We start from the raw sequence: 22770 nt of genomic DNA on the forward strand, positions 1-22770 counted from the left end.
CTCGGGGGTATAGTTTCGTGTTTTCATTGTCGTATTCTCTCAGAAAGTTGAGCCTCCGACAATACCGGGGCGGTTCACAGTGTTAGTCAGCACCAATGCTACTTTATTAAAAAGCGTATGGCTAATTACGATACACTATCAGCATCAAAACTATGGTTCTTAAAAATCTGATTTATCAGCGATTCATGGACGTATTAGCCGTGAACTGGCGCATTGTTCTTCTTAATTGAGTTTTATTTTATGATGATTACCACTGTCTATAAAGGCATTATTATTACCGCGCTGCTGAGTACGTTTAGCGTTTTAACGGCTTGTAGCACCTTGCCAATTCAGAATGCCGATAATACCAGTGCGGTAGCGACCAATCCGCTAACTGCCGCTATGCCAGCAATTGACCGTCAAGGGCGCATCGCCTATGTCGAGGAGCAAGGATTGGGCGCGGCAAAAATATCCTCGCTATATACTATTCGTCCTGACGGTAGTGACCGCCAGTTGATAGATCAGCTCAATGGCTATATCTATGCGCCCGCGTGGTCAGCCGATGGCAAGCAATTGGCATATAGCAAACAGGCGCAGCGCCAACCACCCAAAATATATGTCTATGATACGCGTACTCATGCCCAAACGTTGGTGGTTGGTGGTAAGGGTAGTCACTTGTCAGCGGCATTTTCACCAGATGGACAAAAGCTGCTGTATAGCTCGACAGCGAGTGGCAATGCTGATATTTATGAGCTGCGTTTAAGTGATGGTAGCAGCACGCAATTGACGACGATTCCCAGTACCGAAGTGCAGCCAAGCTACGCGCCCGACGGCAAGAGCTTCGTCTATGTCAGTGATAAAAGCCGCGCTGGTCGTCCGCGCATTTATCGTTATAACTTTGCTACCAAAAAGTCGCATCTAATCGCAACCAGTGGCTACGCGGCAAGCCCACAGCTGAGTTTAGACGGTCAGCGCATGGCTTATCTGAACGGTCGGCAAGCTGCCGTCATGACCTTGGCAACTGGACAGGTGCTCAACCTTGGCGAGACTGGACTGGACGAGCCTGCGCGTCTATCGCCAAGTGGCAGCTATGCAGTATATCCAATGCAAAATGCACCACATAGCGGGCAAAAGGGCAGTAGCCTTGTTATTCGCGCGCTTTCAAACGGCGCAAGCTACACCATCAGCAGTAAGTCAGGCGGACTAGCGCGCTCGCCTGTGTGGGGACGTTAAACAGTTAGTAGTAAACCTTCAAATCATCAATAAATAGGCTCAATAATATGGCGCACAAAAAAAAGAACGTCCGCAAAAAAGAATGTCCTATCTGTCAACGCGAGTTTAGTTGGAGTAAGAAGTTGGATAAAAACTGGGAAAGTATGGTCTATTGCTCCGACCAGTGCCGCCGCGTGAAAAAGTATGAAGGGTTGGATCATCAGAAAGAAGATAAATAGGCATTACTAGCTAACTAACGATATTTGGCAACAAGGGAGCAGACAATGGCACATAAAAAAGTAAACCTACCGCAAAAAATCTGCCCCGTCTGCCAGCGTCCGTTTAGCTGGCGTAAGAAGTGGGAGAAGGATTGGGAGCAGGTGATTTATTGTTCGGAGAAGTGTCGGCGGGGTAAGGTAAATTAGATTGAGCTATAGTTAGAATAAGAGGATGCTACGATAGTTTCTAACTAAATACTATAAAGCCTTGAGTATTAAGATTCGCTATTTGCAAATATTTATTTCGCTTATAGCGAAATAAATATTGATTAATTTTTTTCTTATTGTATAATCTTGGATGTTAGTTGATGTATAGACGAATAACTCATCATGAATATTAGGTAAGTTTTTTACCTGCGGAGGATTAGAACCCTCTACCTTTTGCTGGGCTCATGCGTCCTTTAATCGACGTGTTGTAATAGTTCGGTATGGTGCTTGTTTGCGACGAGAGCAAACAAGCACCTGTTAGGATTGACCGCTGATTAAGTCTATTTTTCTAGTTGTGATGAGGATACTGGTAATTGTACTAGTATTAACTAGGAGAAGTTTTTATGAAAAAATCAACTAATAATCAGCAACCGCTTAAGGGAAGTAGAAAATTGCTAAAGAAGTCAATCTTCTTGCTATTGAAAGCTTTTAAAATTATTTATAGTTTGCTTAGGGTTTTTGATTTAATTAAGCACTACTTTGATGGTAACCCTTAAGCGTTGTCCTCAACAGATTCTTATGGAGTCTTATATGATTAACAATGCTTTAAAAAAAATTCGTTTGTTTCATAAATTGAAGCAAAATGAGCTCTCACGAGAGCTAAATATATCTAATTCTTATCTGTCTGAAATTGAGAATGGTAAGAAGTCCCCAAGTATCGAGCTTTTACAGAGCTATTCAGACTATTTCGATCTACCTGTCTCTTCTCTACTGTACTTTTCAGAACAACTCGAAAATGAAGGAAAGATATCTAAGACTTTTCGGATAAAATCTGCGAGCTTTATTCTTAAAATCCTAGATTGGAGTACTGAATATGAGCAGAAAAAAACTAAAGGTAAAAGCTGATAAGAGGTATTCTATAGATCAGTGTAGATTATACAAAATTACTAGCTTAAAAAAACTTTGTGAGATTCTTAGTATAAATAATGAAGAGCTTAAGCTACTAATTAATAAATCTAAAAATAGTAAGTTCTATAATTGCTATACAAACCAAAAAGGACGATTAATTCAAGAGCCTATTAATCTAATGTATCGTGTTCATAATCGAATTGCTAACCTATTAGCTAGAGTTGAAACACCTTCATACATAAATTATTCAAAAAAAGGCTGCTCTCATATTAGTAATGCAAAAGCTCACTTATATTCTAAGCAGTTAATCACTTTTGATATTAAATCTTACTATCAGAGCATATGTAATGAAGCTCTACGTAGATTTTTTCGAGACAAGTTGAAATGCGAACAAGATGTAGCTTATGTATTATCAATAATATGTTCTTTTGAAGGCTCACTACCTACAGGTAGCCAAATTAGTGTATATCTTTGTAATTTAGCAAATACAGATATGTTTCACGAAATGTATCTACAATCTAATAGATTTCAGCAAGAATTTACAGTCTATGCAGATGATATAACTATATCTGGTGATATTGTTAATGATAGCCATTATAACGTTATGAAAAAAATCATAGAACGATACGGTTATATCATTAAAGAGGAAAAAACCAAAAGATATACTTCAAATCAGACCCCGATAGTGACAGGTGTTGCTCTTAAAGATACAGTGGATGTCAAGAATGTTTATTATAAAGGGCTAAGAAAGTTATGTGAAAGTATAAATATCAATGTTGATAATGAGTCCTATGCTCAACTCAAAGATGAGTGTTTATCTTTGAAAGGTAAAGTTCAGTATATAAGGCAATTAAATAGAGAAGTGCCCTGTTTTATTCTACAAACACAATCATTGTTAGAGAAAAAGCTAGAAGGACAGCTTTAGTTAACTTAAAAGTCTTTGTACTGAGTATTTTCAAGGTGAATTTTGAATACGCAGAATAGTAGTAAGACAGTGATTTCACCACTAGCTTTTGGTTAGCAAAGATATGGAAAAATAGCAGGATCAGCTACAATAACTAACCCCACCGCTTCAGACTAACCCTACAAATTCGGATTCAACCACTTCTCAGCAGTCTTCATATCCCAGCCTTTACGTTCAGCATAACTCTCTAACTGATCGGTGCTAATTTTACCGACGTTAAAGTAAACACTCTCAGGATGCGAGTAATAAAATCCGCTGACCGAAGACGCAGGCCACATGGCATAGCTTTCAGTCAAAGTCGTACCGATGGCATCGCCCGTACCAAGCCAGTCAAACAGTTTGCCTTTTTCCGTATGCTCAGGGCAGGCAGGATAGCCGGGAGCAGGGCGGATACCGACGTATTTCTCTTTGATGAGCTCGTCATTACTCAAACCTTCTTCTGGTAGATAGCCCCAATACTCTTTGCGAATACGCTTATGTAGATGCTCAGCAAAGGCCTCGGCTAAGCGATCAGACAAGGCTTGTACCATAATAGCGTTATAGTCATCGCCATTGGCTTTGTATGCTTCAGCGAGTTTTTCTGTGCCCACGATTGAGACCGTGAAGCCGCCCAGATAATCGGTATGCGTATCGAGCGGTGAGATGAAGTCCGCTAAGCTAAAGTTCGGCGTGCCGCTGGCTTTGTCACTTTGCTGACGTAAATGCTCAAACTGATATTCTGCGCTGCCGCCTTCAGTTGGCGCTTTGTCATAGACGGTGACGGTATCCGCGCCAGTACGTTTGGCGGGTGCGATTTTAAATACGCCTTTGGCAACGATTGATTTTTCATCAATCATCTTATTGAGTAAGTCTTTGGCATTGCCAAATAAGTCTTGCGCCGCTTCACCAACGACATCATCAGTTAGAATTTGTGGGTATTTACCAGACAGACCCCACGAGATAAAGAACGGTGTCCAGTCGATATACGGAATGAGATCATGAATAGAATAATCATCAAATATCACTTGCCCTAATTTATTAGGTATAGGCGGTACATAGTTGTCCCAATCGTACTGAAAGCCAATCTCGATAGATTCGGCATAAGATAGCTTGGCAGCTTTAGGTTGACGTTTCGCTAAGCGTTCGCGCACCTTGATATATTCCGCGCGGGTGTCATCAATTAAGCCCTGACGATGCTCTTTGGAGAGTAATTTGGTCACCACGCCGACTGCGCGTGAGGCATCCGCTACGTAAATGACGCCATCGTTTTGGTATTGTGGTTCGACTTTCACAGCGGTATGCGCTTTAGAAGTCGTTGCACCGCCAATCATTAATGGTAGTGTCATGCCGCGCTCTTGCATTTGCTTGGCAACATAAACCATTTCATCAAGGCTTGGAGTAATCAAACCTGATAAGCCAATGATATCGACTTTTTCAGCAATGGCGGTATCAAGGATTTTTTCACACGGCACCATCACGCCTAGATCGACAATGTCATAGCCATTACAGCCAAGTACCACGCCGACGATGTTTTTACCGATATCATGGACGTCGCCTTTGACGGTAGCCATTAGGATTTTACCTTTGGTTTCCCCTTCGACTTTTTCCGCTTCGATATATGGGTTTAGCCAAGCAACTGACTGTTTCATGACGCGCGCAGATTTCACTACTTGCGGTAAGAACATTTTACCGGCACCAAATAAATCACCGACGATATTCATACCGTCCATCAGTGGCCCTTCGATAACCTCTAGCGGACGCGGATATTTCTCCCACGCTTCTTTGGTATCGGCCTCAATAAAGGTGGTGATGCCTTTTACTAGTGCATGGGCAATACGTTCTTCAACCGTGCCTTCACGCCATGTCATATCGACAGTGCTATCTTTTTTCTTACCGCCATCTTGATAGCTTTCAGCAGCACTCATCAGTCGCTCGGTAGCATCTTGTCCACTCTCGCCTTGGTTACGGTTGAGCATGACATCTTCGATGGCGTCACGGGCATCTTTAGGTATGTCGTCATACAGCTCAAGCATGGCAGGGTTGACAATACCCATGGTTAGGCCGTTTTGAATCGCATGATAAAGGAATACCGAGTTAATGGCTTCACGAATCGGGTTACCACGGAAGCTAAAGGATACGTTCGATACGCCACCTGATACCATAGCATTTGGCAGGTTTTCAGTAATCCATTTGGTAGCATTGATAAAGTCGGCGCCGTAGTTGTTATGCTCAGTAATACCAGTTGCGACCGCAAAGATATTAGGGTCAAAAATAATATCTTCAGAAGGGAAACCCACTTCATCGACCAACACATCATAGCTGCGTTTACAAATCTGAGTTTTACGCTCAAAGGTATCCGCCTGTCCATCTTCATCAAATGCCATGACGATAATGGCAGCACCGTAACGCATACAGAGCTTAGCGCGTTCAACGAACTCGGCATGACCTTCTTTTAATGAGATAGAGTTGACGACACATTTGCCCTGGGTGCGTTTAAGACCTTCTTCGATAATGTCCCACTTTGATGAATCTAGCATCAATGGCACACGGCTAATATCCGGCTCGCCTGAGACCAAATTAACGAAGTGAATCATCGCTTGCTTAGAATCAAGCATGCCTTCGTCCATATTGATATCGACGATTTGTGCGCCGCCCTCGACTTGGTCACGGGCAACATCAAGCGCCTCAAGATAGGCTTCTGTTTTAATCAAGCGCAAGAACTTCTTCGAGCCAGTTACATTGGTACGCTCACCAACGTTGACGAATAGATTATCAGGGGTAATGTTAAAAGGCTCAAGTCCAGATAAGCGGCAGGCAGGGGCAATCTCAGGAATCACGCGTGGTGGATAATTAGCGACCATATTAGCGATTTGGCGGATATGCTCAGGTGTCGTACCACAACAGCCGCCAACGATATTTAAAATACCCGCTTTAGCAAAGCCTTCTAATAGGGCAGTGGTTTCCGCAGCGGTTTCATCGTATTCACCGAACTCATTAGGCAAACCAGCGTTTGGATGCGCGGAGACATAAGTATTAGCGATGTTCGATAGCGTCTGAATATGTGGACGTAACGCATCAGCACCGAGTGCACAGTTAAAACCAACCGTTAAAGGTTTGGCATGACGAATGGAGTTATAAAAGGCTTCAGCGGTTTGACCTGACAATGTCCGACCTGACGCATCGGTAATCGTACCCGAAATCATAATCGGCAATTCAAAACCAATATCATCAAACACACCGGTTACCGCAAATATCGCTGCTTTGGCGTTTAGCGTATCAAAAATGGTTTCGATCAGAATAATATCAACGCCAGCTTCTATCAGCGCAAGTGTTGACTCACGATAATTAAGCACTAACTCATCAAAGGTGATGTTACGAAAGGCGGGATCATTGACATCAGGCGATAGTGAGCAAGTACGTGATGTCGGTCCAATAACCCCAGCCACAAAGCGCGGCTTTTCAGGATTTTTAGCCGTAAATTCATTAGCGGCTTCGCGAGCAATCTTAGCAGCCGTTTTATTCAGCTCTGGCACGAGATACTGCATATCGTAGTCTGCCATCGACAGCCGTGTACCATTAAAGGTATTGGTCTCGATAATATCAGCGCCAGCTTCTAGATGCGCCAGATGAATCTCTTTGATCATATGCGGCTGCGTCAGCACCAACAAGTCATTATTACCGCGCACATCTTGACTGATATTAGCAAAGCGCTCACCGCGATAGTCCGCTTCCTCTAACTTATAATTCTGAATATGGGTACCCATCGCACCATCTAGCATCAAAATGCGTGCAGCCATCTGCTCAGTAATACGCGCGCGTGCTGTTAGTTGCTGCTCTTTATAAGGAAATATAGCAGGCGGCGTCAGGATAAAATCATTAGGGTTGGCATTTGGGTTGCTGGCGTTAGAAGTAGGCGTTTGCGTTGTATCAATTTTAGCAGAGGGTGTCGGCGTCATGGGTAGGTCACTTATATTGTGAATTTATAGAGTCAAAATAGTCAAGAAAGGTATAAAAGAGCTTTTAAGGTATAGGCTTTCAAAATATAGAGTTTTAAATATGTCATATAATCAAATTATAAAATATACACTAGCAATCCTTTACTTAGCATTGACATAAAGAAGTTAGCAAATAGTTATTAATATTCTAGCACGAAAAACCCATTATTCATCCCTGTGCGCTTAAGTACAGAGTAGATGCCAACGGCAGTTTATAAGGTCTATGCTGACGTATGTTTTCTAGGTATCCAGTAAAAAACTATAGTCATCATCTACAACAAGTTTACAAAATGTAGCGTGATAACAAATGGTTATCGGCATTATATATGTTAATTTGAATTTATGAATTGCGATGCTTGATAAGCTGAGCTAATTAATATCCAGTAGTCATTGTTTTCCCCTATCTCTATGGTTGGTAACGTTCTTTTCGATGAACCACTTTAAAGAACGTATTATTTAAAACGTAGCACTTGGAGCAGAGGTTTTAAAAAAGATGAGCAGTAAAAATGAGTGATGAATAGGGCTATCGTGTCCTAATTAAGGCTTTTTAATCTAGCATGACTTTATTAAGGATATCGCTATGAAACTCACCAAAATTGCAACAATTAGCGCACTTGCTGTGTCACTGGTAGGGCTCAGTGCGTGTAACCATATGACGCCACAATCGCATGTGCCGATGCCGACCCCTACTCATACTCAGCCTATGGCGACCATGAATGTGGTACAAATTGCCCAAGGCAATCCAGAATTTTCAATATTGGTAGAGGCGGTACAAGCGGCGGGACTGGTCAATACCTTATCCAATCCAAACGCCCATTTCACTATATTTGCCCCAACCAATGATGCCTTTATGCAGGTGCTAGCAGAGAAGAAAATGACCAAGGCGCAGCTGTTTGCTAACAAGGCGCTGCTCACCAAAATTTTAGGTTACCATGTCATTAATGGCACAATGCCTATTTACGCTAAGGATGTGACGTCTGGCAATATCATTATGTTGAGTAACGATACCTTAATGGTCACCTCTCAAGGCAAACTTATGGATGAAAGTGGACGCGAGATTACCTTATTAAAAACGGATCTTGCGGCAACCAATGGCGTTGTTCATGTTATTGACAGAGTATTATTACCAAGGTAGGCATCGTCAAAGCCATTAAATGAGATGGCTCGCTCATCAAAAGTATGTTTTTATTGATATCACACCGTAGCTTAGGAGAGCTCAGCTCGTCTAAGTTTATCTTTAGCTATTTAATGCCTGCTCTACGAAGAGGTATTAAATAGTAACGAATTCAAGCCACTACTATCATTTTAATCATTCACCATTTAATTACATAATGGTTTGAAATTAACTCAATTACAGTATTTATCTATATAAACGATACACAGTTTGACAACTTGTATTAAAACTTTTGTTTAATAAGTAGTAATGTGTTACTCCAATAAGCCGCTAGTAGGTTTGTATATAGCCGGCTAGTGTTTGGTTGTTTAATTATCAGCTATTTTTAGCAATTTACATCAGCACCTTATACTTTATAACCCACAGGAAAAGCGTTATGTTAAAAACTTCATTAAAGAAATCATTATTATCAGTAGCTATTATCAGTGCTGCCATATCATTGGCTGCGTGTAATGACAAAGAAGTGGTCACTGAAACGGTTGAGCCAGAAGCCACGACAGAAGTTGTTGTAGAGCCAGAAGCCATGCCTGAAACAGAAGTGGTTGCTGAAACGGATCCAATGGCAACTGAAGCGACGCAAAGTATCGCTGAGATGGCTGCTGGCAATGAAAAACTAACCATCTTAACGGCTGCATTAAAAGCAGCTGGTCTTGATACCATGATGATGGACGCAGGTACGTATACAGTATTTGCACCAACCGATGATGCGTTTGCTGCTGTATTAACCAAGTTGAATGTGACTAAAGAAGAGCTGTTAGCCAATACTGATTTGCTAAAAACAGTTCTTCCGTATCACGTGGTTCCTATGGTCGTAAAAGCCGCTGACATTCCTTTTGGTACAGATATCAAAACAGTAAACGGTCAAACCATCTCTATTAGTGATGCCAATGTGATTACTGATGCCAGTGGCAACACAGCGAACATCGTTGGTACGGACATGGTAGCAACCAACGGCGTGGTTCATGTTATTGATACTGTACTATTGCCAAAAGAGTAATTGAACCAGTATTAAGGTTAAACTGTTATTAAGGTTAATGATTACTAAAGTTAATCATTAACCTGTCTAAAAGAGCCTAGCCTATCGTGCTGGGCTTTTTTGTGGGTGCTAATAAGATAGTTATGATAACTGAATGTCGCAGCCAGACTTAACATCCATAGTCATGCGAAGAGAAATGCTGCGGTAGTATGTAAAGATGAATAGGAATAATAGGTAAGGTAATAAAAAGCCCGAGACAGATGCCTCGGGCTTTTTAAAATAAACAATCGCGATGCACTTATTAGCTTGTACAACCTTATGGTTTAGGCTCTTTATGCAATGAGCTTTCTGCTAGTTTCTGCTGAGCTTTAGCATGACGCTCTTCCCAATAAGGGGCATTTTTGATACCAAATTTGGCAGGATCAAATTCATAGTGCTTCACACCTGCTTTACGCTGGGCTTCATAGTCTTTTAGCATGGTAAGCGTCGGCTTAGCAACAAAGAAGATGACTAAAATACCAACGATATTGAGCCAAGCCATGAGACCAACACCAATATCACCAATTGCCCAAACATAACCAGCTGAGTTCAGTCCACCGTAGGCAACCATGATCATGATCAAGATTTTAACCAAGAATGTGCCGGTTCTGTTTGCACGTGGGCTAATAAAGCGGGTCAGATAGGCAACGTTCACTTCAGCAATATAGTAATAAGCCAAAATGGTGGTAAAGGCGAAGAAGAATACAGCAACTGCGATAAAGGTATTGCCATACACACCGTAAACAGATTCCATTGCCATTTGGGTAAAGGCTGGCGCATTAATTTCTGTCGTTGCCGCCACATTTTGGACGATAAACTGACCGTCAGGTAGCGTGCCTTGAATGTTATATGTACCCATAGTAAGAATCATAAACGCAGTAGCAGAACACACCAATAACGTATCAACGTATACTGAAAATGCCTGTACCAATCCTTGCTGGGCTGGATGCTCAACTTCAGCTGCACCAGCTGCGTGTGGACCCGTTCCTTGTCCCGCTTCATTGGAGTAAATACCACGTTTTACACCCCAACCAATAGCAGCACCAAAGCCTGCTTGTGCCGTGAAAGCGTCGCCCACGATCATACCAAAGACTTGTGGAATCATCTCATAGTTGGTAAACATAATGATGAGTGACAGCACAATATAGCCTATTGCCATAAAGGGAACGGCATACTCGGTAAAAGAAGCAATACGCTTAATACCACCAAAGATAATTATCGCTAAAACCACAAGGATAATTGCCAATGCTAATAGGCGCATAGAGCCGAACTCTAAGCCTGCAACCGTCATTGCTGAGCCTTCGCCCATCACTTGGGTAAAGGCATTGATAACGCCGTTTGCCTGAACGCCCGGCAAGAACATACCACAAGCGAAGATAGAGGCAACGGCAAATAAAATGCCGTACCAGCGTTGACCAAGAGCGCGCTCAAAGTAATACGCAGGACCACCGCGGTACTGACCAGTAATCACGTCTTTTTCTTTATAAATCTGCGCTAGAGTGGACTCAACATAAGCGGTAGACGCCCCTAAGAACGCCACGACCCACATCCAAAATACCGCACCAGGTCCACCGAAACCGATAGCTGCAGCTACCCCAGCAATATTCCCCATGCCGACACGACCGGCTAGAGAGACTGCAAGTGCCTGAAAGGATGAGATCCCTTGATCACTTGATTTTCCTGAAAATAATAGCTTTATCATTTCCCCAAAGAGACGTACTTGTACGAATCGGGTCATGATGGAGTAAAAAAGACCTGCGCCCAAGCATAAATAAATCAGCGCTGGGCTCCAAATAATTCCATTTACAAGATTAACTAAACCTTCCATATCTATATTCCTCAAACTGTCTCGAAGTGGTGATGCGTGCAGCTAATAATGTGCTGCCGTTAATCTTCAGTTGATGTCTATAAAGCTGTCTCTATACAAGCGGTCTTTATAAACATCCCATTAACCACTGACTATGGATTGTCGTTGTCTGTACTTATCCACTTAGCGACTCAATTGATGAGTACAGGCACAACATCTATATACAATAGGAGCGATGTTGAGCCTGAGCAGCTGTGGTTGCAATTCCTTTTGCCTTGTTGGTGGCTGCGGTATGCTGATGTCACGCAGGCAGAGCGAAATAAAGAACCCAGCGGATAAAAACTATCATTATATAACCAAATTATTTTGCTTATATAACTAAAAGATTGATAATATCAAATAAGCCATATTTTTTGTTTCGATTTAATACTATATTGCCAATAAATTTAGCTTTAAATACAACAACTTGCAGCAAAGGCTTATTAAAAATATTGTCAAATGTATATAAACCATACGGCTACGTAACTGCAATTTGCCACAGTTTTGGGCTAATTACTAGGAATTTCTCAAATTGCTCATTGTTTCTGCCTTATTGATAGGCATAAAACGCATTATGATTGGGTTTAATAGGTAACTTATATATAACAGGCAGAACAGTATGAATAGAGTAACCCTGAAAGGGGAGGTCAATCATAAAAGAATGACGTCAGATATTAGAGCCTTAAGATAAGGCAAACTGCTTGCTCAAAAATAGCGAGCGAAAAGGCTGAAAATTTGCTGTAAGCGTTGGTTAAGCACGGCTTTGCGGTTGTGTTTTGGTAACGGTCAATTGTAATATTAGTAATATAACGCCATCATTGGCAGCATAAACATTAGCTGTAATTTTAGTGGTGAAAATGCGTGTACTAAAGCATGGCGCAATTAGCGTTAATAGTGCCTTTATTCACCCCATTTATTTTTAGGAGATTGTCTCATGGCGCGTTACTCTATTGTAAAACCTCTTATCCTCGCTGCCGTATTGGCAACGTCAACCGTTGGCTTATCAGGCTGCGGTTATAACAATTTACAGGCGCAAGATGAGCAAGTCACCGCGTCGTGGTCAGAGGTGGTCAACCAATACCAGCGCCGTAGCGATTTGGTGCCAAACTTGGTAAAAGTCGTGCAGCAATATGCCGACCAAGAAAAAGACGTCTTTACCCAAGTTGCAGAAGCGCGCTCACGAGCGGGCGGCATTACCATAACGCCAGAAGTGCTCAATGACCCACAAGCCATGGAGCGTTATGCCGAAGCACAAGCGCAAATGGGCAGTGCCTTATCACGATTAATGGCAGTATCTGAGCGTTATCCTGAGCTAAAATCTGACGCACTATTCCAAGATTTACAAGCGCAACTAGAAGGCACAGAAAACCGCATCACGGTCGCCCGTAATCGTTATATTCAAGAAGTGCAGAGCTATAACACCACGGTACGTCAGTTCCCAACCAATATCACTGCTAAAGTCTTTGGTTTGCAAGCCAAGCCTAACTTTAACGTGGCAAACGAAAAAGAGATTTCTACCGCACCAACGGTTGATTTTGGTGACAATAAATAAGGTAGCGATTGCTTAATTATTTTTTAAGTAGAAACAAAGAAGTAGAAACAAAGCTTTATCTACTTATAGTTAATAATTGGTATTTAAAGATAGAACAGGCAAACATATCTTTTTATTGAGACTATTAAGAAGGTATTTTTGCTTATCAGCATGGACAGCACTTGAGGTGGTAATAGTCAGATGAAAAATTCCAAAGCAATCGTATCAGCCTTATTGTTGACGCTTAGCTCATTGGCAGTCACAGGACTGAATGCGGCGCCGAATGAAGGCGCTGTTGCTGCTGATAGTGCTGCGGCTAATGACACAGCATCGAATAGTGCGATGAATGCGCAAAACCGTAGCGTAGATGATTTGGTCGCGATTGCCAAGGCAGGTGAAGGCAATGAGGCGATTAATGATGCGGTGCTGGGCAATGACGCTATTAACGGGGCTATCTTTGGTAATGATGCCCTAAATCCCAATGCTAATAGCGATAACAGTGCTAATAACGGCGCTACGACAACCAAAAAATTACCGCCAATTACCTCTAGTGCAGCCAGTGTCGATGCGGATAAGCTTATCCTGAATTCGCCTGTGGTAGATCAGGCAAATTTATTAAATCCTCAGCAAAAACAAGCGTTGACCGAACAGTTGCACAGTATATATCGTCAAGGCTTAGCGCAAGCGGCATTAGTGATTGTGCCAACGACGAATGGCATACCTATCTTTGACTATGCGCTACAAGTTGCGGATAAATGGAAATTGGGCGAAGCCGATACCGATGATGGTTTGCTCATTGTTATGGCAGTGAATGACCGTACGATTTATATCTTGACTGGCTACGGTCTTGAAGGCGTCATGCCAGATGCCGCTTTGAATCGTATTATCCGAGATGATATCACCCCTTACTTCAAACAAAACGACTATGCTGCCGGTCTATCAGCAGGTATCAGTAGCCTTGAGGGACGCCTAAAGGCAGATCCTGAAGTGCTGGCGCGCGCCGATGCTCAAGCGGCTGAACGCACTGCTCAACAGGGTTCTGATGATAGCCCGTCATCGATTGTATTGTTTATTATCGCGATGGTTTTTGGGCAATTTATCACCAGTATCTTTGGGCGTGTTTTTGGTTCTGTATTGACTGCCGGTGGCTTTGTTGCAGGCTCACTGGCATTGGGTGGCGGCTTCTTTATGACCATCATTATGGCGATATTTATTTGGCTGTTTTTGATTGCTCGTGGTGGTGGTGGTGGTCGAGGGGGACGCGGCGGTGGCGGCGGCGGCATGGTCTTTTTACCGGGCTTTGGTGGCGGCAGTAGCGGTGGTGGATTCGGCGGAGGTGGTTTTGGTGGCGGCGGATTCGGCGGTGGCTTTGGCGGCGGCGGTGCAGGCGGCTCATGGTAGATGATATATTTATCAGTAGAGCGTTAATGAATAAAATATCTGCTCACTAAAACATAAGCTATTGATATCAAAAAGCACCGAACTGGCTTTAGCACCAATAATTTAACGCTTGCAAGTAGTCAGATAGCAATCGCGTACTTGAGGAAATAAGATAATGGCACAAGACAGCTTACCTTCATCTCAGCCAAGCTTTGCACGCTGGTGGCGTCAAGTTTTGTTCGTCCCCATGCTCCATAGCAATTGGCTTACCGCTGAGGTCAAAGCACGCTTAACCACTAAAGTGACATCAGCCGAGCGCGGTCATCGTGGTGAGGTGTTTTTAGTTATTGAAAATCATTTGCCCATTCAATCGGCATACAGCACCAGTTGCCGTGAGCGCGCGGTCGAATTATTCAGCAGCTATCGGGTTTGGGATACTGAGGAAAATACGGGCGTATTGGTCTACGTAAATATCTGCGAGCACAGCTTAGAGATTGTCGCGGATCGCGGTATCAGTGCGCATGTGAGCCCAACAGTGTGGCGCGCGATGTGCGATAAGGCGGTGGCAGGTATCGCCAATCGTAAAGTTGAGGAAAGCCTCACGGATTTGTTAGATGAGATAGGGCAACTGTTAAGTCAATATTATCACTTAGAGCATGATCCTGCCGGTAACGAGCTGTCGGATACGGTTGTATTTTTAAAGTAACGTTAAGCAATTTCCATAGTTATTGATATTGATATTGATATTGATATTGATATAGCGTTGTTTATCTCAATAGCCGTCTAACGAGAATACCATGATTGATTTAATAAAACGATTGCCCAAAGCTGAGCTGCATCTACATATTGAAGGCTCGCTTGAGCCTGAGCTGATGTTCCGATTGGCGCAAAAAAATAGCATCGCCATTCCTTATCAAGATATTGACGATGTACGCAAAGCTTACAATTTTACCAATCTGCAAACCTTTTTAGATATTTATTATGCTGGTGCCAATGTCCTGATTACCAAAGACGATTTTTATGATTTAACGTGGGCATATATTCTCAAATGTGTAGAAGATAATGTTATTCATACTGAGATATTTTTTGACCCGCAAACGCATACAGCACGAGGCATTGCTTTTGAAACAGTAATAACTGGCATTAAAGAAGCATTAGCTGATGCCAACACAAAATATGGCATTACTTCTTGCATTATTATGTGTTTTTTACGGCATTTATCCCAAGACGATGCCTTTGCAACGTTAGAGCAAGCGATGCCCTTTCAAGACGATATCATTGGTGTCGGACTTGATTCTGCAGAAATCGGCAACCCACCGTCGAAGTTTAAAGAGGTCTTTCAAAAAGCCAAAGAAGCTGGATTTAAATTGGTGGCTCATGCAGGCGAAGAAGCAGATTTTACCTACATTTATGAAGCGCTCGATATGTTAAGTATCAGTAGAATTGACCATGGAGTACAGTCGATTCAAAGTCCAGCACTGATGCAGCGGTTAAAAGACGAGCAAATGCCGCTCACGGTTTGCCCTAATTCAAACATTGAGCTCAAAGTATTCGACAGTTATCAAGCGCATAATATCAAAGACTTATTAGATTATGGCTTAAATGTCAGCGTCAACTCTGATGATCCTGCTTATTTTAAAGGTTACATCAATCAGAATTTTATAAATTTATACGAAAATCTATCGTTGTCTGAAGACGATATTGTTACCTTGGTGAAAAACTCGTTTCGCTCAGCATTTATAGATGAGAGATTAAAACAAGACTATTTGGCAAGAGTTGAGCAAGCACGTCAAGCCATTTAATAAGAACAAATGACGAGCTAAGTAATAAGATAAATAATCAGGTAATTAATGAACCAAATGTGACATAGTAGCCTTTATATCATACTTAATCGTCTACTTTGAAGACTAATCTTTGGAAGGTGGGGATGAAGTAATAATACCTTGCAGAAGAGCTGGCATGACCACGCCCGCCGCCGCCGCTAAAGTGATGTCGACGACTGTATTTGAGGTAGGATTAGGATTGATTTCAATAAGTGTTGCACCGTTTTGTTGCGCCAAATGTGCCAAGCCTGCTGCTGGATAGACCATGCTTGAGGTGCCAATGCTGATAAATACATCACAGTTTGCTGCCGCATCTTCTGCCGTTTGCCAAGCGTCAACTGGTAATGCTTCGCCAAACCAGACAATGTCTGGACGAATATAACTGCCGCAATGGTCACAATTTAACAAAGCCACCCCAAAATCTACTTGATGAGCAGTGGACACGATAGGCGCATTATAAGGCGTGTCACATTGACTACAACGATTACGGTTTAAATGTCCGTGCAAATGGGTCACTGTACTGCCTGCTTGCTCATGCAAGTCATCGACATTTTGAGTGATTAATGTCAGCTGTTGTGCAGAATGCGATAAAGTAATATGCTCTTGCCATCGTGCTAGCGCATAATGGGCTGGATTGGGCGTTTTGTCGTGCACCAGCTCCCTGCGCCATTGATACCATGCCCATACCAGCTCAGGCTCGCGAGCAAAGCCGTCAATACTGGCAAGGTCTTCGGCATTATAGTGCGCCCATAAGCCGGTTTGTTTGTCTCGAAAAGTCGGAATACCACTTTCTGCCGACACGCCAGCGCCTGTTAAAATACATACACGCTGAGCGGTACGTAATATAGTAGCGGCACCTTGAATTTGAGCGCATAACTTTGCCGATAATTCTGCTAACATGGCTTAACCTTTATTGATAATGGACGTATCCCTTCATGATAGACGGAATTTGGTGGCTTGTCATACTGTTGACAGTGGTGGTTGCGCTCTGGATATTGGCAAAGGCGCGCGGTAGTAAAGATGAAGACGCAAATCAAGGTTTTAGGGCTAATAAATCGGATACTAAATCATCAATAAATAAAACATCACTTTCTAAAAACCCTCTTTCTAAAAAGTCGATGTCTAAACAGACAGTATCTAAGCAAACGTCCTCTAACAAAAATACTGCCAAAACTCCTACATCGCTTTGGACAAAGTTATTTCCTAATGACGCCTTACAAAAAACCGCTGCCCTGCTTAAAGAGTCCTTTCCTGAATATCAAGTGGCACGTAAAGGTCAGCATTTGCTGATAAGTCAGCAAGGAATAAAAGTTGCCATGATCACAGTCGATAAGAAAATCGCTGTCGGTCAGCGCCTGCTAGGAGGTATACCAGTAATTAATTATCATCGAGTGCCCAGTCGCGCCCAGCTAATTGATAACCTCAAATAGGCGTAATAACTCCAAACAAAACGGATAAAACAGTCGGTTTAGCCCTATAACTATCCCTTATTAAATGAAATGAGTAGCTGAATTTGTCAAGCAGATTAAGGGTCTTGATAGATTGTAAATGAAAGGGCTGATGACACTAGCCTTACTGTCAAACAATAACGAAAAAGTTAGAGATTGCTTTATCTTATTAAGACAGTTACGAGATAAATTAAAAGAGAATCTACCGTCTCATATGAGTTGTCTATGGGGATGTCGGGAGACTTTGAGATTGCCATTGAAGAGGGAGCAACTATCGCTCGTATTGGACAAGCCTTATTCGGTGCAAGGGCGCTACCTGACAGTTACTATTGGCCAGAAAAATAGTCATGTTGTTGAAGAATAGTCATGTTGGATATGTACAACAAATTTAATAACATTCTATAGGTGCTACTAGGTAATGACAAGTAATAGTTAAAGACGTAGAATGAGGCTATGAAAGGGTTTTAGAGATATGAGGTAATGCTGGGGAATGAGGAAATACGGGGATTGGTGCGCTCGGCGGGAATCGAACCCACGACCCTCGGCTTCGGAGACCGATACTCTATCCAACTGAGCTACGAGCGCATATAATATCTATTATAAATGACAATAGTCTAAACCTATCGGTGTTCAACCTTTATTACTGATAAAAGCTGTCGATAAATAAAGACCGCCTAGTCTAACAAAAAAAAGTACAAAAGCCAATGTATGAAGCTCGCTATTAAGTTTGTTTAAGAAAAAACAAGCCAGTAGGCAAACAAGCATGGCAATTTGACCGCCTTTTCCCTTATAATGTTAGGGAAAATGACCAATGATAATCACCGATGCCAAGGGTGCCCGCCAATTTGAGGTCTATTTGTCATTATAAATACCATTATTAGCGGTATTTTAATAACGATAAATTGTCGCCTCAAACCAAGCCAGCCCCTTGTATACGTAATAAGAGAACGTGACGAATGAGAAAAGTAGTGATGTTATCGGCAGCTGCCATTCTAGGAATCGCTAGTATCGCGGTGAGCCAAGCTGAAGATATCGCAGATACCCCTGTGACGATTTCTGATGTGGCAGAAGCAAAGGATGTCGTCGCTGACGCCCCTGAAAAGTTGGGTGATGACACACAGGCTGCAGCTGATACCACAGACGGCGCCGCTCCTGCTGAAGAAATGGCACCAGCGGCACCTGCTGCCGAAGAGCCTATTCCTGAAGATACGCCCCAAGTCCAAAAACTGATTGCCTTATATCCTAAGTTGATCGCGCGTATTCAGCCGGTTGCAACCGTATGCTTTGAGGGCGGCGAGCCCTGTGACGTAACGGCACGCTCATCGGGTCCTGCCGCAGGCGATGGTCCTCGTGATGGTGAAGCGGTATATAATGCGGTTTGTCATACTTGTCACGCGACAGGTTTGCTAGGCGCACCTAAGTACGGCGATGCTGGCTCTTGGAGTTCGCATATTGCTAAGGGTAAAGCCACTTTATATGATCATGCTATTAATGGCTTTAATGCGATGCCCGCAAAAGGCGGCGCTGATATTGTCGATGAAGAAGTCACCAATGCGGTTGACTATATGATTGCAGGCTCTAGCTAGCATTTGTAATAATTGCTAATCATATTGAATCAGTGTCAAAAGCAATAGTGTTTAGCGAATTTGTATTACGGTACATCTGTTAAAGTAAGTGGTAACAAGCGCTAATGGATGGTAGTGGTAAATATAAAAACTTATGCAACAGTTGCATGAAGAAAATAGAGCGCCTATTTCGTAATTTGAGATGGGCGCTTTTTTATGGCTATAAGTTTATCTGCCGATTAACCTCGCCTTACCGTTGAAATTGGGCGGCGTGAGCCTCACATTAATGCACTACATCATCTATTTTATACATCGTTTATAAAAAACACAGAGGTCTGCATGTCTGAGGTTCCCGCACTTTTGATTCAAAATCTATCCAAAACTTACGATAATGGCTTTTCGGCATTGAAAAATGTCAGCTTAACCGTACCGCAAGGCGGATTTTTTGCGTTATTGGGACCAAATGGTGCGGGCAAGTCGACGATGATTGGCATTATCAGCTCTTTATTTAAACCGACTAATGGCAGCGTGCATATTTTTGGTACTGATTTATTGGCAAATCCGTCTGTTGCCAAGCAATATCTGGGCGTGGTGCCGCAAGAATTTAACTTTAATCAGTTTGAAAAAGTACAAGATATTCTGATTACTCAAGCAGGTTATTTTGGTATTTCTGCTAAAGAGTCAAAACCGCGGGCAGAGCGTTTGCTTAAAGCGTTGGGATTATGGGATAAGCGCAATAACATGTCGCGCGAGCTGTCCGGTGGAATGAAACGCCGCTTGATGATTGCGCGGGCATTGATTCATAAGCCCAAACTGCTTATCCTCGATGAGCCGACTGCTGGGGTGGATATTGAATTGCGCCGCTCGATGTGGGAGTTTATGCAGCAAATTAATATTGAAGAAAACACCACTATTATCCTTACTACTCATTATCTAGAAGAAGCAGAGCAGCTGTGTAAGCGTATTGCGATTTTAGATCATGGAGAAATTCGCATTGATACAGAAATGAAGGATTTGCTGGCGCAATTGTCAGTTGAAACCTTTGTATTAGATTTAACCAAGCCGCTCACCCAGCCTTTAGTGATTGATAAAGTTACTGAAATCGCGCAGCCTGATACGCTGACGCTGGAGGTGACATTAACTGAAGGCGAGTCGCTAAACTGCGTGTTTGAGCAGCTGACTACGCTTGGTATTGAAGTTGGTAGTATGCGTAATAAATCCAATCGCCTAGAAGAGCTGTTTATGCGACTGGTGGATAAAAATATTCAAAGCGAAGACAGCATGAAGGAGGCGGGATTATGAGACAAGTCATTAAGGTCAATCCAAACGAGACCATGTCATTTGCTAAAAAGTGGATTGCATTTCGTACGATTTTACTCAAAGAAATCCGCCGAATCTTGCGCATCTGGCCGCAAACATTATTACCACCAGTGATTACTATGGCGTTGTACTTTGTTATCTTTGGTAAGATGATTGGCGGGCGTGTTGGAGATATGGGCGGTGTGCCTTATATGCAGTTTATCGTGCCTGGTTTAATCATGATGGCAGTGATTACCAACAGTTATTCTAACGTGGTTTCTAGCTTTTTTAGTGCCAAATTTACCGCCAGTATCGAAGAGCTACTCGTCTCGCCAGTATCAAAGCACGCGATATTATTGGGCTATATCAGTGGCGGTATTTTCCGCGGCTTGATTATCGCGGTTATTGTTTCTATCGTGGCGCTATTCTTTACTAAACTTGGTATTGAGCATTTATTTGTGACCATGTTTACGGTGCTTGGTACGTCTGTTTTGTTTTCCTTAGGCGGCTTTATTAATGCCGTTTATGCGCGCTCATTCGATGATATTTCTATTATCCCAAGCTTTGTGCTGACGCCATTAACCTTTTTGGGTGGGGTGTTTTATTCAATGGAGAATTTATCGCCATTTTGGCATAACGTCTCACTGCTCAATCCGATTGTCTATATGGTGAACTCGTTCCGTTATGGCATTCTCGGTCATTCTGATGTCAATGTATGGTATTCAATGGCAGCGATTTTTGCCTTTTGCGTGATTTTTTATGTGATTTCTTATCGCTTATTAAGTAATGGCTCGCGTATTCGCTTGTAGATCTATGAGTAAGCAAAACCAAAGTTATAAAGAATCTAATAAGGAAAATAGATGAGTATTCATGGCATTTTAGGCGAGCAGACCACAGATTATCCGACCCAATATAGTCCAGAGACTCTGTATCCGATAGCACGTAGCCTTGGGCGTGATGCTATTGGCTGGCAGGACGATAAGCTGAATATTGGCGTTGATTGGTGGCACGCGTTTGAGATGTCATGGCTCAATCCTCAAGGCATCTCGCAAGTGGCAATGGCGCGTTTTAGTATTCCAGCAAGCTCACCATTTATCGTTGAATCTAAATCATTGAAGTTATATCTTAATAGTCTGAATTTCACTGAATTTAATAACTGGCAAGCGGTAGAAACGCTGATTGCTAAAGATTTATCCAAATGCGTGCAAGCGGATGTGCAAGTTGAATTGTTTGAGTTAACTGATAATGACTCAGGATTATTAATCATGCAACCTGAGGGTAGTTGTATTGATAATGCCTTGTTCGATAGCGCCCATAAAGTGCCGTTAAGTCTGCATCCTGATTCGTCGCTGTTAAAGGTCGATAGTGTTGACGCTGACGCACAACAAAACGCCAGTCAAACATTCACCTTTTATTCTAACTTGCTGCGCAGTAACTGTCCGGTGACCAATCAACCAGACTGGGGCACTTTGGCGGTGTCGATGACCTCGAATAAAACAGTCAATTATGCCAATATGCTCCGTTATATTTTGAGCTTTCGTCAGCACAATGGCTTTCATGAGCAATGTGTGGAGCAGATATTTGCTGATTTGAGCCAACATTATGAGCCAAGTGCGCTGATGGTTCGAGCTTGGTATACGCGCCGCGGCGGTATTGATATCAATCCTTGCCGTGTGAGTGATATGAGTTTATTGCCAGCGCCAAGCCGCTTAATTCGTCAGTAAATATCAGTATTAGCAACTGTGATAATCTGAATTTATCCTATATAATTAGTAAACATTATTTTACTAAAATTAGGATGTAATTATGAAAGTAATAACAGGTTTTTTTGCTGCGACAATGATGACGGTATTATCAATGACTGGAGCACAAGCTGCATTTGTAGAAAAAGAATATGTTTGTGAAGATTCCTATATGGAAGTGGCTTCCGATTGTGGCACAAATGCCGTTTTAGTTGAAAAGAAGCGTCTTAATAAAATTTATATGAGTGCGTATCGTACACTATCTGCAACGCAAAAGACCCAGTTGGATAAAGAACAGGCAGCTTGGCTGAAGAGTCGCAATAAGAAGTGTAACTTTGAGCATGAAGGTGAGATGAATAATATGGTTGTTTGGCAAATGATTGGTGCTGATGTTTGTACCGCCAACGAAACCCAAAAACGTAGTAAAGCACTGGCTAAAAAGTACAATATTAAATAATGATTTTCATTTCTTTAGCTATTGTTT

The 22770-nt window shown here is 42.4% G+C and carries 21 protein-coding genes and 1 tRNA gene; 18 read left to right on the forward strand and 4 right to left on the reverse strand.

The window, feature by feature from the left end; all coding sequences use genetic code 11:
• Window positions 1-240 precede the first annotated feature (240 nt).
• The 6 genes from AAEY78_RS08870 to AAEY78_RS08895 all read left to right on the forward strand — a co-directional run bounded on the left by AAEY78_RS08870 (window position 241) and on the right by AAEY78_RS08895 (window position 3450).
• Window positions 241-1212 (forward strand): beta-propeller domain-containing protein, encoded by a 972-nt coding sequence (locus AAEY78_RS08870; protein ID WP_352338989.1) that lies wholly within the window; start codon window positions 241-243, stop codon window positions 1210-1212.
• 47 nt (window positions 1213-1259) lie between these two features.
• On the forward strand, window positions 1260-1430 hold the full coding sequence (locus AAEY78_RS08875) for a DUF2256 domain-containing protein (RefSeq protein ID WP_084785818.1): 171 nt from the start codon (window positions 1260-1262) through the stop codon (window positions 1428-1430).
• Between the two features lie 45 nt (window positions 1431-1475).
• Entirely contained in the window at window positions 1476-1616 is a 141-nt protein-coding gene (locus AAEY78_RS08880) for a DUF2256 domain-containing protein (RefSeq protein ID WP_352338990.1), read from the forward strand.
• 404 nt (window positions 1617-2020) lie between these two features.
• Window positions 2021-2173: a hypothetical protein gene (locus AAEY78_RS08885; RefSeq protein ID WP_352338991.1), complete on the forward strand. Its 153-nt coding sequence runs from the start codon at window positions 2021-2023 to the stop codon at window positions 2171-2173.
• A 34-nt stretch (window positions 2174-2207) separates the two neighbouring features.
• Window positions 2208-2522, forward strand: a complete 315-nt coding sequence (locus tag AAEY78_RS08890; RefSeq protein WP_352338992.1) for a helix-turn-helix domain-containing protein — start codon at window positions 2208-2210, stop codon at window positions 2520-2522.
• The gene (locus AAEY78_RS08895) at window positions 2491-3450 is read left to right on the forward strand and encodes a reverse transcriptase family protein (protein WP_352338993.1); all 960 of its coding nucleotides are present in this window, start codon (window positions 2491-2493) and stop codon (window positions 3448-3450) included. Before AAEY78_RS08890 ends, AAEY78_RS08895 begins: the two co-directional genes overlap by 32 nt.
• Before the next feature lie 158 nt (window positions 3451-3608).
• On the opposite strand, the gene metH is transcribed toward AAEY78_RS08895, so the two are convergent.
• Window positions 3609-7424 carry a methionine synthase gene (metH, locus tag AAEY78_RS08900; protein WP_352338994.1) on the reverse strand — a complete coding sequence of 1272 codons (3816 nt, stop codon included), beginning with the start codon at window positions 7422-7424 and terminating at the stop codon, window positions 3609-3611.
• A 619-nt stretch (window positions 7425-8043) separates the two neighbouring features.
• Between metH and AAEY78_RS08905 the strand changes: the two genes are divergently transcribed.
• Window positions 8044-8598: a fasciclin domain-containing protein gene (locus tag AAEY78_RS08905; protein WP_352338995.1), complete on the forward strand. Its 555-nt coding sequence runs from the start codon at window positions 8044-8046 to the stop codon at window positions 8596-8598.
• Window positions 8599-9013: 415 nt separating this feature from the next.
• Entirely contained in the window at window positions 9014-9634 is a 621-nt protein-coding gene (locus AAEY78_RS08910; RefSeq protein WP_352338996.1) for a fasciclin domain-containing protein, read from the forward strand.
• Between the two features lie 295 nt (window positions 9635-9929).
• Here the strand turns inward: AAEY78_RS08910 and AAEY78_RS08915 are convergent, their stop codons facing one another.
• Window positions 9930-11480 (reverse strand): alanine/glycine:cation symporter family protein, encoded by a 1551-nt coding sequence (locus AAEY78_RS08915; protein WP_352338997.1) that lies wholly within the window; start codon window positions 11478-11480, stop codon window positions 9930-9932.
• A 952-nt stretch (window positions 11481-12432) separates the two neighbouring features.
• On the opposite strand from AAEY78_RS08915, the gene AAEY78_RS08920 reads away from it, so the two are divergent.
• From AAEY78_RS08920 to AAEY78_RS08935, 4 genes are all read left to right on the forward strand, one after another.
• Entirely contained in the window at window positions 12433-13050 is a 618-nt protein-coding gene (locus AAEY78_RS08920; protein ID WP_352338998.1) for a LemA family protein, read from the forward strand.
• 180 nt (window positions 13051-13230) lie between these two features.
• Window positions 13231-14430, forward strand: a complete 1200-nt coding sequence (locus AAEY78_RS08925; protein WP_352338999.1) for a TPM domain-containing protein — start codon at window positions 13231-13233, stop codon at window positions 14428-14430.
• 154 nt (window positions 14431-14584) lie between these two features.
• Complete coding sequence (locus AAEY78_RS08930) at window positions 14585-15115, forward strand: TPM domain-containing protein (RefSeq protein WP_352339000.1); 531 nt, start codon at window positions 14585-14587, stop codon at window positions 15113-15115.
• Window positions 15116-15206: 91 nt separating this feature from the next.
• Window positions 15207-16211: an adenosine deaminase gene (locus AAEY78_RS08935; RefSeq protein ID WP_352339001.1), complete on the forward strand. Its 1005-nt coding sequence runs from the start codon at window positions 15207-15209 to the stop codon at window positions 16209-16211.
• 105 nt (window positions 16212-16316) lie between these two features.
• Here AAEY78_RS08935 and AAEY78_RS08940 read toward each other — a convergent pair whose 3' ends face one another.
• Window positions 16317-17132 (reverse strand): NAD-dependent deacylase, encoded by an 816-nt coding sequence (locus AAEY78_RS08940; RefSeq protein WP_352339002.1) that lies wholly within the window; start codon window positions 17130-17132, stop codon window positions 16317-16319.
• Window positions 17133-17167: 35 nt separating this feature from the next.
• Between AAEY78_RS08940 and AAEY78_RS08945 the strand changes: the two genes are divergently transcribed.
• Window positions 17168-17662 carry a hypothetical protein gene (locus tag AAEY78_RS08945; RefSeq protein WP_352339003.1) on the forward strand — a complete coding sequence of 165 codons (495 nt, stop codon included), beginning with the start codon at window positions 17168-17170 and terminating at the stop codon, window positions 17660-17662.
• 526 nt (window positions 17663-18188) lie between these two features.
• Here the strand turns inward: AAEY78_RS08945 and AAEY78_RS08950 are convergent.
• Window positions 18189-18265 (reverse strand) — tRNA-Arg (locus AAEY78_RS08950).
• A gap of 371 nt (window positions 18266-18636) precedes the next feature.
• On the opposite strand from AAEY78_RS08950, the gene AAEY78_RS08955 reads away from it, so the two are divergent.
• From AAEY78_RS08955 to AAEY78_RS08975, 5 genes are all read left to right on the forward strand, one after another.
• On the forward strand, window positions 18637-19266 hold the full coding sequence (locus tag AAEY78_RS08955; RefSeq protein ID WP_352339004.1) for a c-type cytochrome: 630 nt from the start codon (window positions 18637-18639) through the stop codon (window positions 19264-19266).
• A gap of 318 nt (window positions 19267-19584) precedes the next feature.
• A complete protein-coding gene (locus tag AAEY78_RS08960; protein ID WP_352339005.1) occupies window positions 19585-20547 on the forward strand; it encodes an ABC transporter ATP-binding protein in 963 nt (320 codons plus the stop codon).
• A gap of 32 nt (window positions 20548-20579) precedes the next feature.
• Entirely contained in the window at window positions 20580-21353 is a 774-nt protein-coding gene (locus AAEY78_RS08965) for an ABC transporter permease (RefSeq protein ID WP_352339065.1), read from the forward strand.
• Between the two features lie 51 nt (window positions 21354-21404).
• The gene (gene queF, locus AAEY78_RS08970) at window positions 21405-22268 is read left to right on the forward strand and encodes an NADPH-dependent 7-cyano-7-deazaguanine reductase QueF (protein ID WP_352339006.1); all 864 of its coding nucleotides are present in this window, start codon (window positions 21405-21407) and stop codon (window positions 22266-22268) included.
• 82 nt (window positions 22269-22350) lie between these two features.
• The gene (locus tag AAEY78_RS08975) at window positions 22351-22743 is read left to right on the forward strand and encodes a lysozyme inhibitor LprI family protein (protein ID WP_352339007.1); all 393 of its coding nucleotides are present in this window, start codon (window positions 22351-22353) and stop codon (window positions 22741-22743) included.
• Window positions 22744-22770: the final 27 nt, after the last annotated feature.

Origin of the sequence: Psychrobacter sp. 16-MNA-CIBAN-0192 (assembly GCF_040309565.1) — a bacterium.
Lineage (GTDB): Bacteria > Pseudomonadota > Gammaproteobacteria > Pseudomonadales > Moraxellaceae > Psychrobacter.

What these genes read in the sequence shown, in the direction of transcription:
- AAEY78_RS08870 (WP_352338989.1), top strand. Translation starts at nt 241, where the DNA reads ATGATGATTACCACTGTCTATAAAGGCATTATTATTACCGCGCTGCTG.
- AAEY78_RS08875 (WP_084785818.1), top strand. Translation starts at nt 1,260, where the DNA reads ATGGCGCACAAAAAAAAGAACGTCCGCAAAAAAGAATGTCCTATCTGT.
- AAEY78_RS08880 (WP_352338990.1), top strand. Translation starts at nt 1,476, where the DNA reads ATGGCACATAAAAAAGTAAACCTACCGCAAAAAATCTGCCCCGTCTGC.
- AAEY78_RS08885 (WP_352338991.1), top strand. Translation starts at nt 2,021, where the DNA reads ATGAAAAAATCAACTAATAATCAGCAACCGCTTAAGGGAAGTAGAAAA.
- AAEY78_RS08890 (WP_352338992.1), top strand. Translation starts at nt 2,208, where the DNA reads ATGATTAACAATGCTTTAAAAAAAATTCGTTTGTTTCATAAATTGAAG.
- AAEY78_RS08895 (WP_352338993.1), top strand. Translation starts at nt 2,491, where the DNA reads ATGAGCAGAAAAAAACTAAAGGTAAAAGCTGATAAGAGGTATTCTATA.
- metH (WP_352338994.1), bottom strand. Translation starts at nt 7,424, where the DNA reads ATGACGCCGACACCCTCTGCTAAAATTGATACAACGCAAACGCCTACT.
- AAEY78_RS08905 (WP_352338995.1), top strand. Translation starts at nt 8,044, where the DNA reads ATGAAACTCACCAAAATTGCAACAATTAGCGCACTTGCTGTGTCACTG.
- AAEY78_RS08910 (WP_352338996.1), top strand. Translation starts at nt 9,014, where the DNA reads ATGTTAAAAACTTCATTAAAGAAATCATTATTATCAGTAGCTATTATC.
- AAEY78_RS08915 (WP_352338997.1), bottom strand. Translation starts at nt 11,480, where the DNA reads ATGGAAGGTTTAGTTAATCTTGTAAATGGAATTATTTGGAGCCCAGCG.
- AAEY78_RS08920 (WP_352338998.1), top strand. Translation starts at nt 12,433, where the DNA reads ATGGCGCGTTACTCTATTGTAAAACCTCTTATCCTCGCTGCCGTATTG.
- AAEY78_RS08925 (WP_352338999.1), top strand. Translation starts at nt 13,231, where the DNA reads ATGAAAAATTCCAAAGCAATCGTATCAGCCTTATTGTTGACGCTTAGC.
- AAEY78_RS08930 (WP_352339000.1), top strand. Translation starts at nt 14,585, where the DNA reads ATGGCACAAGACAGCTTACCTTCATCTCAGCCAAGCTTTGCACGCTGG.
- AAEY78_RS08935 (WP_352339001.1), top strand. Translation starts at nt 15,207, where the DNA reads ATGATTGATTTAATAAAACGATTGCCCAAAGCTGAGCTGCATCTACAT.
- AAEY78_RS08940 (WP_352339002.1), bottom strand. Translation starts at nt 17,132, where the DNA reads ATGTTAGCAGAATTATCGGCAAAGTTATGCGCTCAAATTCAAGGTGCC.
- AAEY78_RS08945 (WP_352339003.1), top strand. Translation starts at nt 17,168, where the DNA reads ATGATAGACGGAATTTGGTGGCTTGTCATACTGTTGACAGTGGTGGTT.
- AAEY78_RS08955 (WP_352339004.1), top strand. Translation starts at nt 18,637, where the DNA reads ATGAGAAAAGTAGTGATGTTATCGGCAGCTGCCATTCTAGGAATCGCT.
- AAEY78_RS08960 (WP_352339005.1), top strand. Translation starts at nt 19,585, where the DNA reads ATGTCTGAGGTTCCCGCACTTTTGATTCAAAATCTATCCAAAACTTAC.
- AAEY78_RS08965 (WP_352339065.1), top strand. Translation starts at nt 20,580, where the DNA reads ATGTCATTTGCTAAAAAGTGGATTGCATTTCGTACGATTTTACTCAAA.
- queF (WP_352339006.1), top strand. Translation starts at nt 21,405, where the DNA reads ATGAGTATTCATGGCATTTTAGGCGAGCAGACCACAGATTATCCGACC.
- AAEY78_RS08975 (WP_352339007.1), top strand. Translation starts at nt 22,351, where the DNA reads ATGAAAGTAATAACAGGTTTTTTTGCTGCGACAATGATGACGGTATTA.